Origin of the sequence: Indioceanicola profundi, from assembly GCF_003568845.1 — a bacterium.
GTDB classification, from domain to species: Bacteria; Pseudomonadota; Alphaproteobacteria; order Azospirillales; family Azospirillaceae; genus Indioceanicola; species Indioceanicola profundi.
In genome coordinates, this window is record NZ_CP030128.1 from 370,036 (window position 1) to 386,224 (window position 16,189).

Genomic DNA, 16,189 nt, shown 5'->3' on the forward strand with positions numbered 1-16,189 from the left:
GCGTCCACCGGGCTTCTATCCAGGAATCTCACATCTGTTGGTCAACCTCGGCGATGAGGCCTGAGCTTCCTGACGCCTCCGTACGCTGGTACCGGATAGACGACCAGAGAGACAACCCGATCATCATGGCGCCGATCAGGCCCGTGATGACCTCAGGGATATGGACATAGACCTGTAGGAACATGATCAGCGCCAAAGCCAGGATGGCCCAGAAGGCCCCGTGCTCTAAGTAGCGGAACTTACTTAGCGTGTTCATCTCGACCATGTGAATGGTCATTGAGCGTACGAACATGGCGCCGATGCCAAGCCCCAGCGCGATGATGAACAGATTGTTGGACAGGGCGAAGGCACCGATCACGCCGTCGAAGCTGAACGACGCATCTAGGACTTCGAGATATAGGAAGGATGCGAAGCCCGAGCGCTTCGCGGCTTCGATCGTTTCCTCGCTGGTTTCAAATACACTGCCCAGCCCCTCGACCGCGATATAGGTCAGCAGGCCGAAGATACCCGCAACGATAAAGGTATAGGCCTCTTCTGGCGGGGTCAGACGGGAAAAGCCGTAGATCAGCAGCAAGGCTAGACCTATTTCGATTGCCTCAATCCTGCCGAAGGCCGTCAATTTGCGTTCAATCACCGCGATCCAGTGGATGTCCTTGTCGGAATCGAAGAAATATTTAAGGCTTATCCCGTTCCTTCCGGTGCCCACCATCCCTAGTCGGATGACCTCGGCAGGCTGATTGACTCTCCGCGCCGGGAATTGCAGGCTTTGGCTATGCCAGCCCGTTGGAACAGCACGAACCGGCCGCCATCGCTCCAATCCTTCAAGGACCGGTTCCCGGATGACGACGCTTGCGCCGCCTATCTGGAGCAGCGCCGCTGGCCTGATGGCTTCATCTGCCCGGAGTGCGCCTCCGTTTGCGGGTGGAAGCTCCAGACCAAGCGATGGACCTGGGAATGCCGAGATTGCGGGCAGCAAACTTCCGTGACGGCCGGAACCTTCATGCACGGCACCAAGGTGCCGCTGCGCACATGGTTTCTGGCGGCACACCTGATGGCGACGCACTCGAACGGGATGTCCGCCCTCCAGCTACAGGCAAAGCTGGATCTCGGCTCCTATAAGACGGCCTGGCTGCTGCTGCACAAGCTGCGCCGGGCCATGATCGATCCTGACCGCACGATGTTGTCCGGCGATGTCGAGGTCGATGAGACGACACTGCCCTTCCGCACGCTCGACGACCCCATCGGCGGCGGCCAGGGCCGGAGCCCCATCGGCAAGATCGCCGTCGTCGGTGCTGTCGAACTGGAGGCGGGCAACAAGCCCGGCCGCATCAGGCTGAAGGTCATCCCGGACTATCGAGGCGAGACCTTGAAAGGCTTCATTCAAGACCACATCGAGGGCGGTAGCCACATCTGGACCGATGACAACAAGAGCTACTACGGGCTGAACGGCTTCGATCACACGCCGCGCGTCATCGGCAAGATGGCTGCACACATCATCATGCCGTGGATTCATCGCGTCTTCTCGAACCTGAAACGCTGGGGTATCGGCGTCTTCCATGGCTTCCGGCGGAAGTATCTGGACGCCTATCTGAACGAGTTCGTGTTTCGCTGGAACCGGCGTCACAGCTACCGCTCGGCCTTCGAGCGACTGATTGGGATTGGCGTGGCGGTTGGACCAGCGACCTACGACGACATCAGGGCCAGAGTGGCTTGAGCTAGAACATGCCAGATGGACCCGACGGACCACTATCCTCATCTCGTTGAGAGCGTGAGGGGCGACGTGCCATTCCCGGTACATCAGGCCCGAGCTTGATGATAAGTTCCGGGCGTTTTGCCAATTCCATCAGCGTGTTCTCTACGAGCGTATGAAACTTCAGCGACGCCGTGTGAACGATACCCTTGTCCGGGTTCTTCAAACGAGGGAAGAACCCGTTGTTCACGGGAATGAAAGCAACTCGCCGCGCGTCCATGACGAACCCCTTCTGGTTCATCTTCGCGGCCAATGCGGGATCGACGGGGATTACGCCGAGAGGAAGCCGCACACCAGGTTCCCATTTGGTGGTCGTCGTGTAGAGAGACATGACCGTTAAGTGGGCGTTGCCGTCGATCCGCCGGATGTCGGCCACATATCCAACATGCTCATCGGGTCCCGGCCGAAGGGGTTCTTCAGAGTAGGGGAACTGACACCAGACGAATTGACGAGGCTCAAAGGGCGGCTGCATCAGTAGCCGCCAGCATCGAGCACCGCATGGAAGATCGCGTCACGGCGCTGACGTTCTTCTTCGGTCTCGCCCGGCAATGGAACAGCAACGGCCCGGCGGATGTCGGGCGGCGCGATAACTTCGATTGAAGGCTCATCGGGTCGCATCTGAAGGTCTTTCCGCATGAGCGTTTCTACGTAATTCGTGAGGCTGCGGTTATCGTGCGTTGCCTTGTTGCGGGCCGCACTCAACACGCTGGGATCAAGCCGCATGGTGACTGACTGACGCATGGAACACCTCCGTGTTGGCGTAACCCAATGTATGTACAATGCAATCGAATGTCAAGCGATTCTATGGGTTGGGTTCACCGGACGGAACGGGATAAGCCTTAAATATTTCAGGCCGACCATGAGCAGGAAGGTGCCGCCAAAGGCCGCGATACCGGTATGTGCATCGTGCAGAATGCGCGAATATTCGTCGGGTTGGGTTGCTGCCAGTGTGATCGCGTCGATCGGACCCAGCTTTGCGGCAATTGCGACGATGAGGATGGGGAAGACGATCCGCATCCCAAACACCGCGATCAGAATGCCCCAGGTCAGGAAGCGCCGCCGCCAGACCTCGTCCATGTCCTTCAGTATCTTGGCATTGACCAGTGCATTGTCGAAGCTGAGCGATACCTCGAGAATGCCGAGCACGCTGCAGATGAACAGCACGCTGAGTATGCCGCCGACTGTCCCGCTTTCCACATAGCCAAGGGCGCCGGCAGCGATCAGGCAGAAGGCCGTGAACAGGAATGACCAATAGTAGTATCTAAGGGAATTCATCTGGATGGCTCCTGGCGTTCTACCGCTTGGGGCAAGGCCGAACCGGGACAGCAACGGTCATGAACACCGATGCAGCGACTATGAACGAAGCCGCCGGAGCGCATGAGGTCCGGCGACTGGCGCAATGATGCCGGATTTTTGCACTTACTGGGGCGGCGCCTCGGGGATTGAACGGTTGGCAGCGACCTTCCGCTTGCGAGCTCGCCTTGAGAACATGTTCAACACCTCGATCAGAGCCGAGAAGGCCATGGCGGCATAGATGTAGCCTTTGGGAACATGCGCTCCGAACCCCTCCGCGATCAACGTGGTTGCCGATCAGCAGCAGAAATCCAAGTGCCAGCATGACCACAGTCGGGTTCGCCTGGATGAAGTTGGCGAGTGGTGTGGCAGCAAGCAGCATCACGGCCACCGTGACAAGCACAGCGATGATCATGATCGGCACGTGATCGGTCATGCCTACGGCTGTGATGATGCTGTCGATGGAGAAGGGCACTAGCGCTTTAACTCAGGCAGCCACAAGGGCTCGAGTTTTCGGCGATTTGGAAACCTTGCGGCTTCCGGTGGACCTCACCACGACTGGCTTCACCCCACCGAAGTAGGGATTGGTCAGGCGTGGGTCGGCGGGGGCACCCCTGCTCCCGGATCGGTCAGAGCGTAATGCCCTGACCCGTCGCTCACCGAACCCGCGCACGAGGTCGGCAAGGACCGCAGCCTTGCTCTGGAACAGCCAACCATGGGGGCGCGCACGGCGCGCTTCGATGTTGGCTGTCGCATTGAGGTCGGCGTGCATTGTGTTCCCGCACCACAGGCACTTGAAGACGCCTTGCGATGGGCGATTGCGCTTGTCCACATAGCCGCAACAGGAACAGGTCTGGCTGCTGTAGGCCGGATTCACTTCCGTGGACACAATGCCAAATCGGTCCTTCAAGTCCGCCAGCTTGGCTTCGATGATCGATCGTCCGCAGTTGCGCAGGATGGCGTTCAGGCGGCGGGACAGATCCGTGTGCCGGAAGTCCAGACGCTCCAGCACCAGTTCTGCGGGCTTGCCGTCGGCCACCAACTTGTTCAGCACGCGCCCGATCTCAGTGCGCAGGAACCCGCGCACGTCCTCGACGAAGGCGCGGTAGCGTTTGCTGTCACGGGGTTTACGCCCGGCGCGCTGCTGGCTGGCGGCGATCATGGAGATCAAGCTGTCGTAGCGCCGGAGTTGCTTGAGCCAGCCCTGGCCGAGCAACTGTCCTTCGGACGTGGCGAACAGCGTGGACAAGCCGAAGTCCAAGGCAATCACGCCCGATCCTTCATAGGCGGCGCGGCCCTTGGCGCACGCCTCGCCCATATCGGTGATCACGCCGAAGGTCAGCCGGTCGTCCCGCTCGTTGACCTGGATTCCGTTCGTGGCGCGGCCTGGGCGTTTGTCGTGGTAGGCGTAGGTCAGCAGTGGAACCGAGATCCTCCGGCCCTTCTCCATGGTGGAGAGGCTGACCCACCAGCCGACCCGGCCGCCCTGCATCGCCTTTACGGGCTTAGCAATGGAGCCCGCCCGGTGGTCCAGCCGCATGGAGATGCAGGACAGGTCCGGGCGACGGTGCCTGTCCATGCAGTGGTGCATGATGTTGCGGGCCAGCTTGCGCACGGCGGCGGAAATGATCTCGCCCGTTCCCTTCATCACCACGTCCGTGCGGGAGAACCAAGCGCCCGCGCGGTTGATGGTGTGAAGCATGTGCTTGGTGTCGGACGGCAGGCTGCTGGCGTTCACCGTATCGCGGAACTCGTTGGCCCGGTTGCTCACCCAGCCCTGCAACTGCCCCACGACCTGATAGCGGCACATTTGGACCCGGTTAGCCGCGCCGATGACGGCGGCGAAGGTTACCTTGTCCAAGTCGTGATTCCTGTCGAACCGGCCCGTCTCGAAAAACAGCCGCCACTGCTCGCGGCCGAGCAGCACCGCACCAGCCCGATAGGCCCGCAGCAGGGCCAGAACTGCTGCCTCCTTGCTCGCCGTCATGTTGGACGGGAGCAGGTCGGTTCGCATGACAGGCAGATGCGCAGACTTGGTCCGGGACATCAGGTTGCTTCCACGATGCCCGACAGCTGCGGGTTGCGTTCCGCCATCATGGCCCTGATCCGATGACCGAGATGCCACGCCGTCTCGTAGGATACGCCCAGCATCTCGGCCATCTTCACGGCGGAGATGCCCTTGCTGGACACGATGATCAGGTAGATGGCCTGCGCCCAGACCAGAAGCGGCAGGTGGGTGCGGTGCATCGGCGTGCCCGCCGTCACCGTGAACTGGCGCGTGCAGCCCTTGCAGTGCCAGCGCCGCACCGACTTCAGCCAATAGGCATCGGAGACCGATCCGCAGGCCGGGCACACCGGGCCAGCCGGCCAACGAGAGTCCTCGAACCAAGCGCGAGCGGCCTCTTCGTCGGGAAAAAGCCGGTTGAAGTCGCGCAGGGAGAGAGCCGCTTCGTTCATGCTTTGTACATAGAACTGGGGATCGCATTAGTCAAGGCGATAGTCCCGATGGAGAATACCAGATCGAGCACCAGGATCTGCTCGATGGCTGCGGTCATGCCCAAACTGGCGGGGGCGGTGTCGAACAGATCCGGTACCGGGTCGGGATCCACATTGTGGTGGATCTCCTTGGTCGCCTTCCAGACCAGGAACAGTCCGCCGGCGATCAGGATGAGGTCCCGCCACGAGAAGCCGTGCCCGAAGAGTTCGAACACGGGAGCCGTCGCCCGACAATGATGGCGACCGTGCTCAGGAGAGCGAGCCTGAGCAGCAGCGCCGCCCCGATCCCCAACCGGCGTGCCTTTTCCCGTTGGTGCTCCGGCAGCTTGTTGGTGAGGATTGAGATGAAGATCAGATTGTCGATCCCCAGCACCACCTCCATGGCAATCAAGGTCGCCAGCGCAATCCATGCGGCGGGGTCCGCGGCCAGGGCAAGAATGTAGTCCATGTCTTCCGCGTCTCCTGAAAACCACGATGACGATTGTAATGTCGGAGGAGCGGAAAGCGCGCAAGTGGATGATGGTCACACCCTGCCGCATGCCCGGCTGGTATTCGTTTAGTCGGTCACAAGAAGTTGGTGGCTGTGCAATCCCACCTGCGCAGGCCGCGATCGCTGACACTTCGCAGTGCGGAACTCGGGTCCGCGGTGCGCGCCTGAGTATCTGGATGCGAACCCCCTTAGCAGCCTCCGTGGCGAGAACGGTTTTCGAAAAGACGCAAGCGGTGCCCCCGACCAAGGTCGGGGCTGTGCTTTGAGCTGCAGCACAGGATGCTGGCGCCACGGAGTACGCCGCAGCCAATGCCGGACCACCCGGCTCCGCCGCGTCCAGGCGTACGGCGGTTCAAAATATGAGACCGGGAGGAAACATGGCAAACATAGCTGTCGGGGGGGCGCCTGCCGTCTCGCCCATGACCCGGGAGGAGAAGCGGGTCATCTTCGCCTCCTCATTGGGCACTGTATTCGAATGGTATGATTTCTATCTCTACGGTTCGCTGTCGGCGATCATCGCGGCCCAGTTCTTCTCGGGGGTCAATCCCACGGCCGCTTTCATCTTTGCACTGATGGCCTTCGCGGCCGGTTTCGCCGTACGCCCGTTCGGCGCCCTGGTCTTTGGCCGTCTCGGCGATATGATCGGACGCAAATACACCTTCCTGGTCACCATCCTGATCATGGGTGTCTCTACTTTCATCGTGGGCATCCTTCCCAACTACGCGACCATCGGCATCGCCGCCCCGATCATCCTTATCGTGCTGCGCCTCTTGCAGGGGTTGGCACTGGGCGGTGAATATGGCGGTGCTGCCACCTACGTGGCCGAGCACGCGCCCCACGGCCGTCGCGGCGCCTATACCTCCTGGATCCAGACCACGGCGACGCTGGGCCTGTTCCTGTCCCTGCTCATCATCCTGGGCTGCCGCCTCTCCATGCCAGCGGAGGATTTCAATGCCTGGGGCTGGCGCATTCCGTTCCTGGTCTCGATCGTATTGCTTGGCATCAGCGTGTGGATTCGCCTGATGCTGAACGAGAGCCCGGCCTTCAAAAAGATGAAGGAGGAGGGCAAGCACTCCAAGGCGCCGCTGACCGAGAGCTTCGGGCATTGGCCGAACCTGAAAGTGGTTCTGCTGGCCCTGTTCGGGCTGGTCGCCGGTCAAGCGGTGGTTTGGTACACGGGCCAGTTCTACGCGCTGTTCTTCTTGACCCAGACGCTCAAGGTTGACGCGCAGGCAGCCAATCTGATGATTGCCGCCTCCCTGCTGATCGGCACCCCCTTCTTCCTGCTGTTCGGCTCATTGTCCGACCGTATTGGCCGCAAGCCGATCATCCTGGCCGGCATGGCCTTGGCCGTCCTGACCTACTTTCCGATTTTCAAGGGCATCACCCACTTCGCCAACCCGGCCCTGGAGCGCGCCGTCGACACCTCCCCCGTGGTAGTCAGGGCAAACCCGGAGGAATGCTCTTTCCAGTTCAATCCGGTGGGAACTTCCAAATTCACCTCGAGCTGCGACATTGCCAAGGCAGCCCTGGTGAAGCGGGGAATCCCCTATAGCAACGAAGAGGCTCCTGCCGGCACGGTGGCCCAGGTCAGCGTGGGCCAGACGGTGATCCCGTCCTATGACGCGACAGGCCAGGCCAGCAAGACCGAGGTCAGCCTGCACGGGCCCGCCCACAGTGCGGCCCCGGTCGACCCGGCCAGCGCCGGCGCAGATTTCGAAAAGTCGCTGAGCGATGCGCTGAGCACGGCCGGCTACCCGCCCAAGGCGGATCCGGCCCAGGTGAATACCATTGCCGTGGTGGCGCTTCTGACCGTACTGGTCATCTATGTCACCATGGTCTACGCCCCGATCGCAGCCATGCTGGTCGAGATGTTCCCAACCCGCATCCGCTACACCTCCATGTCGCTGCCCTACCACATCGGCAATGGCTGGTTCGGCGGTTTCCTGCCTACCACCAGCTTCGCCATCGTGGCGGCCACCGGCGATATCTACTCCGGCCTCTGGTACCCGATCATCATCGCGTCGATCACCTTCGTAATCGGCCTGCTGTTCGTGAAGGAAACCAAGGACGTCGATATCTACGCGCAAGACTGACGCGGTTTTCCGCGACAAGGCAGGGGCGGGCGGGTAATGACCCGCCCGCCCTTGCTTATATGAGCCACCGAACCTCATCTGGTCTTTGCCAACTCCCGAAGAGGCGGCATCATCATGGCCCTGGAGCGCGCCTGGGATTTTGACCGAATGCCTGTCCGCATCCTGATTGCTGACGACCATCCACTGATGCGCGGGGCCTTGCGCCAGTCGGTGATCCAGTTCTTGGCTGATGGAGAGATAGTGGAGGCCGCCAGCTTCGAAGAGGTGGAATCCGCTTTAGCGACATCGGCTGGATTCGACGTGATGCTGCTCGACCTGCACATGCCGGGGATGGACGGGCTCATCGGCCTGACCCTGCTGCGCAACGAGCATCCCGCGATTCCCGCCATCGTCGTCTCCGCCCAAGAGGATCCGGTCACCATCCAGCGCACCATGGAGTATGGGGCTTCCGGCTTCGTCCCGAAATCCGCCCCGATCGGCCGCATTGGAGAGGCAGTGCAGGCGGTCCTGGATGGGGCCATCTGGTTCCCTATAGCGGACCCTACCTGTTCGCAGGATGGGGCAGATTTGGCCGCAAGGGTAAGCGGGCTGACCCCGCAGCAGCTCCGTGTCCTGGCCGGCATCGCAAATGGCAAGCTGAACAAGCAGATTGCCCATGAGATGGGCGTCGTGGAGACAACGGTGAAGGCGCACGTTACCATCATCCTACGCCGCCTGGGCGTACACAGCCGCACCCAGGCCGCATTGATCGCCAGCCGGTTGAAGTTAAGCCTGGCCTATGAAACGCCTCAGGCCTAGAGCTGGTCCTGATCAGACCGCTTTGCCGCGCCGTCCCTCCGCAGCGAGATGACCGAGAAGGGCCCGCAGGGCGCCCGGCCGGATCGGCTTGTAGGCGAGGCGGCCGCCGGCGGCCGCCACGGCCTCACGAACAGCGGGGCTACGGTCGGCGGTGATGGCCGCCGCCGGCACGTCCTGTCCGAACGTGGCCCGAATGCAGGCCAGCACCTCCAGCCCGGAGCGGCCCTGATCCAGATGGAAGTCGGTCAGCACCACATCCGGTCGGCGTCCGCCCAGGGCCGCCAACGCTTCCTCCGCATTGGCGGCCGTGACCACCTCGCACATCCAGCCGCTCAGCAATTCCCGGGTAGCGGCCGCGACGGCAGCCTCGTTCTCGACACACAGCACAAGCGTTCCTGCCAAACCCGCCTGTTGCGCGCCGCCGGCTGAAAGGCGTGCTGGCGCCGCGGCGGCGGCCAGCGGCACATCCACGGCGAAGCAGCTTCCCCGCCCGACGGCAGAGCGCACGGTGACGCGGTGGCCCAGAAGGGCTGCAAACCGCTCGACGATGGAAAGGCCGAGACCTAGCCCTCGGTCAGGGGCCTGTTTACGGCCACCTGCCACGTCCAACTGGCGGAACTCCTGGAAAATTTCCTGAAGCTTGTCGGCCGGAATGCCGGCGCCGGTATCCCAGACCTCGATCCGCAGATGATCGCCGGCACGGCGACAACCGAGGAGGATTTTCCCCCCTTGCGTATAACGCACGGCATTGGCCAGAAAATTCTGGAGGATGCGCCGCAGCAGCATGGGATCTGTCCTCACGCACAAGCGGCACGGTACCCGGCGTAGGGCAAGCCCCTGGCGGCTGGCCACTACCGCTGTCTCTTCCGCCAAGGGGCGAAGGACATCCTCGATATAGACGCTGGTGGGCATGGGTCTGATGACGCCAGTGTTCAGCTTGGTGACGTCCAGAAGGTCGCCGAGCAACTGCTCGACGGAGCGCAGAGCCGCATCGGCTTGAGGAATCAGCGGGTCGGGTGTCCGCTCCATGGCGGCGGAAATGAAAAGCCGGGCCGCATGCAGCGGTTGCAGGAGGTCATGGCTGACGGCGGCCAGGAGGCGCGTCTTCGCCTGCGTGGCGTGGTCGGCCTCCGCTTTTGCGGCGGCCAACGCCTGGGTGCGCTCGGCGATGCGGCGTTCCAGCCCTTCATTTGCCTCCCGTAGTGCCTCCGCCGCCCGGTGCCGTTCAGTGACGTCGGTATATACAGCGACGAAGCCGCCGTCCGGCAGCGGGTCGGTCGAAATCTCCAGCACCGTGCCATCTGGACGGACCCGGTGGTAGAGGTCGGACCCGATTTGGCGCTGCGGGTCGGACCGGCGGGCCAGCAGGGTTTCCATCTCGCCGTTCCGGCCATACTCGCCCCGACTGCGAAGATACGCCACCAGTTCGGAGAGCGGCATCCCGACCTGCATCAGCCCATCCGGCACGTCCAGCAATTCCAGAAAGCGGCGGTTCCAGATCAGCGTTCGAAAATCCCGGTCCCAGGCGCAGATGCCCTTTCCCACATGCTCCAGCGTGGTGCGCAGCAGGAGGTGCTGGTCCAGGATGGCGCGGGAGGCGTCGCCGATGATTGAGCGTGCGTCAGACCTGGACAGGCGCCGGTCGGTCAGCAAACCGGCGACCACGACCCGCGCCGAGGCCGACCCGATGGCGCCAGCCAGCAGCCATTCGGTGGCACGAACAGCCTCGTCGTTGACACGGACCAGCAAGGCGCCTTCCAGGATGTCCGCCCCGCTGCCGCGCAGGACCGCAAGATCGCGGAACACTGCCTCCGCCCGTGCCCGGCCGACATAGCGGGTGGCCAACTCGTAGAGGTCAGCCAGGGTAACGCTTCGCTGGGACCGGAGACCGTCATGCATGTCGTGCCGCATATTGACGAAGCGGCGGGCCTGGAGCCGCTCCAACTCCGACTGGCGGGTCAACGCAGAAACCGCGACAAGCAGAGCCGCATTGAGGCCAAGACTTACAAGGGCGCCGCGGGCAAGCGTGTCCAGATCATGGAGGCCCCCCAGATCAGCGGGGCCCGTCCAGCTCAGGCCGAACAGCTTGCCGTCCAATGCATCCGGCGGGATGAGACCGGCCGCCGCGAAGCTGGGCAGCATCACAGTCCAGGTCCAGGCCATAAAACCGCTGCAGATACCGGCGAAGGCGCCGGCCCGGGTGACCCGCCGGTTGAACAGCCCAACCAGCAGGGCCGGGCCGAACTGGGCCACCGCCGCGAAGCTGACCATGCCAATGGTGGCCAGGGGAAACACCGTTCCGATCATTAGATAACAGAGATAAGCCAGACCCAGGAGCGCCACCACGGCCAGTTGGCGCACGACCAGAAGCAGGCGTTTCGGGTTGGACTGCCAGCGGGTCAGGGCCGGCTTCCAATACATCAGCAACGGCACGACCAAGTCGTTGCTGACCATGGTGCTGAGCGCAACCGCGCCGACGATGATCATGCTGGTCGCCGCCGAAAGGCCGCCGATAAAAGCGGCCAGGGCCAGCCAGGGCCAGCCCTGCTGCATGGGTATGGTGACCAGGAAGGTGTCGGCGCTGACAGATCCGTCTGGAAACAGGAGCAGCCCCGTCAGCGCTACCGGCAGGACAAAAAGGTTGATGCCAAGAAGATAGACGGGGAACAGCCAGGATGCCGTGCGGATATCGGCCACATGCGTATTCTCCACCACCATGACATGGAACTGGCGCGGTAGGCAGATGATGGCGAGCCCGGCCAGCAGCGTCATTGCCCACCATCCGGCATCAAGGTCCGGGCGCAGCAGTTCGCGGAGCGCAGGATCGGCTGCGACTGCATCAGCCAGCCGCCCTGGTCCGTTAGATAGAAATATTGCAATGCCCCCGCCCACCAGCAGGGCGGCCCCAAGCTTCACCAGAGACTCTGTGGCGATCGCCTGCATTAGGCCGCGGTGATGCTCGTTGGCATGGATATTCCGCACACCGAACAGGATGGCGAAAGCGGCCATGGCCGCTGTAACGGTTAAGGTGGTGTAGCCCGGCCGTTCCGGATCGCCTGGCGTCAGGGCGCCGCCGGTCAGCGCCTCCAGGCTGATGGTGATTGCCTTGATCTGCAGGGCAAAATAGGGCAGCACGCCAATCACGGCCAACCCGGTAACCAGCGCGGCAAGCCCTCGGCTCTTGCCATAGCGGGCGGAGATGAAGTCGGAGATGGAAACCACATTCTCCGCCTTGGCCACCCGAACCATTTTTGCCAGGACTGGCCAGCCCAGCATCAGCACCAGAATGGGTCCTGCATAGATGGATAGGAAGTCGAATCCGGCTGTGGCCGCCCGGCCGACCGCACCGTAAAAGGTCCAGGATGTGCAGTAAACGGCAAGGCTAAGCGCATAAAGCAGGGGTTGACGCTGGTCCTTGAGGGCACGAACGGGGCCAGCGCTGTCGCCTCGCCACGCGATGGCGAACAAGGCCGCCACGTAACCCAGAGACACCGCGAGAACGAGCCTGCTGTCCATTGGCGCACCTGCCAAGGCTGATATACTCCGCACTATGGCCATTCAGCCGGTGGAGGGCCAATGCTTCCATTCTGCTGATCACCGGACAGCAGACCGGACCATCGCCGCCGACCAGCCGGGCATCCGGCCCGTTGGACGCAGTGGCTCGTGATCAGCGGCGGTTTGTTCCTTCAATCAGCCTCGGGCTTTATCTGGGACGGCTGCATCAACAACCAGAGCCGGGCCAAGTCCGCCGTGCCGTCCGCCCCGTCCACGGCTCCAAGCACCTGTTTCGCGCAGGCATGATCACCTGCCGAAAGGCAGGCAACACCGGGATGCAGCCGTGCAAGGTTCTCCTGCTTCAGCCCGCCTTTCTATGCCTCCAGGCTGTGTCCGCGGGGCTCGATGTCGATGTTCTTTCGTTGCAGGGTTGCTATCCAGAGCGACGAGCTGCATCCTCGACCTTGAGCACGGACGGTATTCGGCCGTTTGGAACGATCCGCCATCCCGATGTTGCGGAGCGGATATGCACCTCCGTACCCAGCACGCGGACCTGATACCCGGCCGCAAGAATGGCGCGCCGCAGCCGCTGCACCTCGGCCCTCCAGCGCCGCCGCTCAGCGGCAAGGTGGCTGGCCCCTGCAGCAGCCGCTGTAAGGATCAGCAGGGCCAGAATGGCGACACCGGCATAAAGTGATGTTCGGGACAGGAGCAGCGCCGTGACGCCGAGCGTGGCTGCCGACATGCTGCCCAGCCCGACCAAATACCGGGTGCACTGCTCCACCTGCTCCAGTATCTGCCGCAATTGCGCAGCATCTGCATCCGCCGACATCTGCCTCTCCAGCGCCCGCAACCAGCGGGTTGATGTCAGGATGAGGGTTGTCAGGAGATGAGATCAACCTGTGAAGCTTGACAGGTTGCAGCAGGCTGCTGGCGTGGGCACTTTGGCTGCCATGGCCCAGGCCCTTTGCATGAGCGGAGACGATGCGGTCCCTGTCGTCCTTGCCACTATCCAGCAAGATGGTCATCGCCTTCGGGTTCTTCTTCCTTGTGACGGTGGTCCTCGGTGCCGTTGCCGTGCTCCAACTCGGCGCCGTGAACGCGGGAGCACGTGGCCTCCAGGAGAACTGGCTGCCGAGCACCAAGATTCTAGGAGACCTGAACAAGCGTATCTCCCTGGTGCGGGAGCTGGAAGGCGCGCACATCCTTGCGCTGTCCGACCAGGAGGCCGATGCGGCGAAGCAAGGCTTGAACATGGCGCTTGCAGACGTGAGGACGGCACAGGCCACTTACGAGCAGCTGCCCCGCAGCCGGGAGGAAGCCAGGCTTTACCAGGCGTTCCTGGACAGTTGGCAATCCTACCTTTCGGCTCTGAACGAGGTGCTCGCTGTATCGCGCGCCAACCCTGTCAGCGCCTCCATGATGTACCAGGAGGGCAGTGCCCCAGCTTACACAGCAGCCAGTGAGCAGCTTGCCGTACTGACCGATTATAATGTCGCTGGCGGCATCGATGCCGCTCGGCAGTCAGAGCGAGCCTATAAGAAGGGCCTGACGCTCATCGTGGTCGCCCTGCTGGTGCAGGCTGCTCTGGTTGTCCTTGCACGCGCCTTGTTCGCACGCAGCTTTGTGCACCCCATCGTTCGCCTTACCGGCGTCATGCGGGCGCTCGCCAGTGAGGATACGTCCATTCAGCCGCCCTACCTGCAGCGCGGTGATGAGATCGGCAGTATGGCTCGCTCGGTCGAGGTGTTCAGGCAGAATGCCGTGGAGCTGGAGAAGAGCCGCAAGCAGCTCGCCACGCAGGCCTCCGTGCTGGAAAATGCGCTGACTCGTGAGCGCGAGATCGTCGCGGTCCAGCGGAACTTCGTCGCGATGGCGTCGCATGAGTTCCGGACCCCGTTAACTGTGATCGACGGCCAGGCGCACCGCATCCTCAAGCGGCGCGACGTGCTGACGCCTGAAGAACTCGCAGAGCGGATCGGCAAGATCCGTCGCGCGGTGGCCCGGCTGACGCGCGTCATGGATGCCTTCTTCCGGATGGCTCGCACGCCGGAAGGCCAAATTCCATTCGAGCCGGAGGAGTGTTGCTTGGTCGACCTGCTCAGTGACGCCATTTCGGCGCAGTCCAGTGCCGAAGCCCGGCGCGTTGAAAGCAGCTTTTCCGATCTGCCACCCCTGATTGAGGCAGATGCAGCACTCCTGCGACAGGTATTCGACAACCTGCTTGATAATGCGCTGAAATTTTCGCCGGACGACACCACGGTGTCGGTGGTCGGCTCCAGCGAGCCGGGCTGGGCACTGGTCCGCGTAGCCGACAAGGGAATAGGCTTGCCGGAGGCGGATCTGGAGCGGCTGTTCGAGCGCTATTTCCGCGCCAGCAATGCAGGGGCGGTTCCAGGGACCGGGGTTGGGCTTCACATTGTCCGGCTCCTCGTCGACCTGCATGGCGGAACGGTCACGGCCCGGAACCGGCCGGGTGGGGGCGCTGAATTCACTGTGCGCCTGCCGCTGTCCCGTCCTGCACCAATCAAGGCGAAGGCAGCGTAATGATAGATACCTTGCTGGTGATAGAGGACGATCCGGAAACGCGTGAGCTGATCGTCGAGGAATTGTCGGAGGCCGGGTTCACCGTGAAAACGGCAGGTGATGGCGCAGCCGGCCTGCAAGCCATGCTGGATTTCCAGCCAGACCTTGTCATCTGCGACATTTCCATGCCGATCCGCTCCGGCTTTGATCTGCTGGAGGATTTGGGATCAGGCTATCCGCAGCTGGACAGCATTCCCTTCATCTTCCTGACGGCCTTTGCCGACCGGGATACGGAACTCCACGGACGCCGGCTCGGTGCGGACGATTTTGTGACCAAGCCGATCGACTTCGACCTGCTGGTTGAGATCGTGCGTGCTCGCCTCTCGCGTGGACCTGCCAGGATACGGCGCCTCGATGTGCAATTGACGGGTCGTGAGGCGGAGGCGCTCACCTGGGCGGCACGGGGGAAATCATCTGCGGACGCCGCAATCCTCATGAATGTTACCGAGCGCACTGTGAACTTTCACGTGGAGAACGCCATGCGAAAGCTGGGCGTCGGTTCCCGTATTCAGGCCGCCCTCCTCGCAGCGCGTGCTGGGCTGATCCGACCATGACCATACAAAAATCATGTGGCGATCCAACCAGGCCAATAGATTGCGCAAAGAACAGGTACAGCCGAGTGGCGGTCTGTGTACTGTAATGGCTGAATATGGGAGGCGAGCGGTGCGGTTTTTGGGACGCTACACCCGAACCATGGCGGCTTTCTTCGGAAGCCTGATTGGTGTCTTGCTGCTCTGGGCCCTTGGCTTCGGGATCGTGCTTCTTCTTCTCGTCTGAACATCCGACCTGCGGCGGACTGGCTGATTTGGAAGAGCGACGACTGCGGGCGAGGCCACATGATGGGAGCAGGAACGAATAGATGAACCGAAATTTCCCGCGACACATCATTCAACATCGGGCGGCTGGTCGCTTCCTCTGGGTGGCTCTGGTTTGGGGTGGGGTGCTTTATATGCTGATCAGCGACAGCCAACAGATGAATCTCTGGATCAACCTGGCCTCGCTGAACGTGATGCTTCTTCTGGCCCGCACCGGTGGACTGCTCCGGCATTTCGGCGGGTTCGGTTGGGTGCTCGAGGGAGCGGGCTGGCATGTCGGTGCTGTCCAGATCGCCAGCCTGATGATCCTGGCCTTTGGAGAGCCGCCGCGAGCACCACTTTTGGAGTGAGCGGAACGGCGTTCTTTCAG

12 protein-coding genes and 4 pseudogenes are annotated in these 16,189 nt (G+C 62.3%); 6 read left to right on the top strand and 10 right to left on the bottom strand.

The genetic code is table 11. From position 1 onward, the window contains the following. Nucleotides 1–28 precede the first annotated feature (28 nt). Nucleotides 29–703 (bottom strand): annotated as a pseudogene (locus tag DOL89_RS22930) (DUF475 domain-containing protein); the annotation flags it as partial. A gap of 69 nt (nucleotides 704–772) precedes the next feature. Between DOL89_RS22930 and DOL89_RS22935 the strand changes: the two are divergent. Next, nucleotides 773–1,714: an IS1595 family transposase gene (locus DOL89_RS22935; RefSeq protein ID WP_119679207.1), complete on the top strand. Its 942-nt coding sequence runs from the start codon at nucleotides 773–775 to the stop codon at nucleotides 1,712–1,714. Nucleotide 1,715: 1 nt separating this feature from the next. Here DOL89_RS22935 and DOL89_RS22940 read toward each other — a convergent pair whose 3' ends face one another. From DOL89_RS22940 to DOL89_RS22965, 7 genes and pseudogenes are all read right to left on the bottom strand, one after another. Next, the gene (locus tag DOL89_RS22940; protein ID WP_119679206.1) at nucleotides 1,716–2,126 is read right to left on the bottom strand and encodes a hypothetical protein; all 411 of its coding nucleotides are present in this window, start codon (nucleotides 2,124–2,126) and stop codon (nucleotides 1,716–1,718) included. Nucleotides 2,127–2,221: 95 nt separating this feature from the next. Beyond that, nucleotides 2,222–2,491 (bottom strand): hypothetical protein, encoded by a 270-nt coding sequence (locus DOL89_RS25245; protein WP_162937465.1) that lies wholly within the window; start codon nucleotides 2,489–2,491, stop codon nucleotides 2,222–2,224. Between the two features lie 102 nt (nucleotides 2,492–2,593). Beyond that, a pseudogene (locus DOL89_RS22945) lies at nucleotides 2,594–3,025 on the bottom strand (DUF475 domain-containing protein); the annotation flags it as partial. A 144-nt stretch (nucleotides 3,026–3,169) separates the two neighbouring features. Then, a pseudogene (locus tag DOL89_RS22950) lies at nucleotides 3,170–3,512 on the bottom strand (TerC family protein); the annotation flags it as partial. Between the two features lie 18 nt (nucleotides 3,513–3,530). Beyond that, the gene (locus tag DOL89_RS22955; protein WP_119681680.1) at nucleotides 3,531–5,090 is read right to left on the bottom strand and encodes a zinc ribbon domain-containing protein; all 1,560 of its coding nucleotides are present in this window, start codon (nucleotides 5,088–5,090) and stop codon (nucleotides 3,531–3,533) included. Then, the gene (locus tag DOL89_RS22960; protein ID WP_119681681.1) at nucleotides 5,090–5,500 is read right to left on the bottom strand and encodes a transposase; all 411 of its coding nucleotides are present in this window, start codon (nucleotides 5,498–5,500) and stop codon (nucleotides 5,090–5,092) included. The genes DOL89_RS22955 and DOL89_RS22960 overlap by 1 nt, the downstream gene beginning before the upstream one ends. Before the next feature lie 38 nt (nucleotides 5,501–5,538). Beyond that, nucleotides 5,539–5,987 (bottom strand): annotated as a pseudogene (locus tag DOL89_RS22965) (TerC family protein); the annotation flags it as partial. Between the two features lie 419 nt (nucleotides 5,988–6,406). On the opposite strand from DOL89_RS22965, the gene DOL89_RS22970 reads away from it, so the two are divergent. After that, entirely contained in the window at nucleotides 6,407–8,125 is a 1,719-nt protein-coding gene (locus DOL89_RS22970; protein WP_119681682.1) for an MFS transporter, read from the top strand. Nucleotides 8,126–8,272: 147 nt separating this feature from the next. Beyond that, complete coding sequence (locus DOL89_RS22975; RefSeq protein ID WP_119681771.1) at nucleotides 8,273–8,923, top strand: response regulator transcription factor; 651 nt, start codon at nucleotides 8,273–8,275, stop codon at nucleotides 8,921–8,923. Between the two features lie 12 nt (nucleotides 8,924–8,935). Here DOL89_RS22975 and DOL89_RS22980 read toward each other — a convergent pair whose 3' ends face one another. Further along, entirely contained in the window at nucleotides 8,936–12,439 is a 3,504-nt protein-coding gene (locus DOL89_RS22980; protein ID WP_119681683.1) for a hybrid sensor histidine kinase/response regulator, read from the bottom strand. Nucleotides 12,440–12,851: 412 nt separating this feature from the next. Next, nucleotides 12,852–13,250 (bottom strand): hypothetical protein, encoded by a 399-nt coding sequence (locus tag DOL89_RS22985; protein ID WP_119681684.1) that lies wholly within the window; start codon nucleotides 13,248–13,250, stop codon nucleotides 12,852–12,854. Nucleotides 13,251–13,402: 152 nt separating this feature from the next. Between DOL89_RS22985 and DOL89_RS22990 the strand changes: the two genes are divergently transcribed. The 3 genes from DOL89_RS22990 (at nucleotide 13,403) to DOL89_RS23000 (ending at nucleotide 16,169) form a co-directional block, all read left to right on the top strand. After that, nucleotides 13,403–14,965 carry a sensor histidine kinase gene (locus tag DOL89_RS22990; RefSeq protein ID WP_119681685.1) on the top strand — a complete coding sequence of 521 codons (1,563 nt, stop codon included), beginning with the start codon at nucleotides 13,403–13,405 and terminating at the stop codon, nucleotides 14,963–14,965. Next, nucleotides 14,965–15,558 (top strand): response regulator transcription factor, encoded by a 594-nt coding sequence (locus tag DOL89_RS22995; RefSeq protein ID WP_119681686.1) that lies wholly within the window; start codon nucleotides 14,965–14,967, stop codon nucleotides 15,556–15,558. Before DOL89_RS22990 ends, DOL89_RS22995 begins: the two co-directional genes overlap by 1 nt. A 305-nt stretch (nucleotides 15,559–15,863) precedes the next feature. Next, nucleotides 15,864–16,169 carry a hypothetical protein gene (locus DOL89_RS23000; protein WP_119681687.1) on the top strand — a complete coding sequence of 102 codons (306 nt, stop codon included), beginning with the start codon at nucleotides 15,864–15,866 and terminating at the stop codon, nucleotides 16,167–16,169. Nucleotides 16,170–16,189: the final 20 nt, after the last annotated feature.

Excerpts from the sequence above, each read along its gene's own strand:
- DOL89_RS22935 (WP_119679207.1), top strand. The coding sequence starts at position 773 with ATGCCAGCCCGTTGGAACAGCACGAACCGGCCGCCATCGCTCCAATCC.
- DOL89_RS25245 (WP_162937465.1), bottom strand. The coding sequence starts at position 2,491 with ATGCGTCAGTCAGTCACCATGCGGCTTGATCCCAGCGTGTTGAGTGCG.
- DOL89_RS22955 (WP_119681680.1), bottom strand. The coding sequence starts at position 5,090 with ATGTCCCGGACCAAGTCTGCGCATCTGCCTGTCATGCGAACCGACCTG.
- DOL89_RS22960 (WP_119681681.1), bottom strand. The coding sequence starts at position 5,500 with ATGAACGAAGCGGCTCTCTCCCTGCGCGACTTCAACCGGCTTTTTCCC.
- DOL89_RS22970 (WP_119681682.1), top strand. The coding sequence starts at position 6,407 with ATGGCAAACATAGCTGTCGGGGGGGCGCCTGCCGTCTCGCCCATGACC.
- DOL89_RS22975 (WP_119681771.1), top strand. The coding sequence starts at position 8,273 with ATGCCTGTCCGCATCCTGATTGCTGACGACCATCCACTGATGCGCGGG.
- DOL89_RS22980 (WP_119681683.1), bottom strand. The coding sequence starts at position 12,439 with ATGGACAGCAGGCTCGTTCTCGCGGTGTCTCTGGGTTACGTGGCGGCC.
- DOL89_RS22985 (WP_119681684.1), bottom strand. The coding sequence starts at position 13,250 with ATGTCGGCGGATGCAGATGCTGCGCAATTGCGGCAGATACTGGAGCAG.
- DOL89_RS22990 (WP_119681685.1), top strand. The coding sequence starts at position 13,403 with ATGCGGTCCCTGTCGTCCTTGCCACTATCCAGCAAGATGGTCATCGCC.
- DOL89_RS22995 (WP_119681686.1), top strand. The coding sequence starts at position 14,965 with ATGATAGATACCTTGCTGGTGATAGAGGACGATCCGGAAACGCGTGAG.
- DOL89_RS23000 (WP_119681687.1), top strand. The coding sequence starts at position 15,864 with ATGAACCGAAATTTCCCGCGACACATCATTCAACATCGGGCGGCTGGT.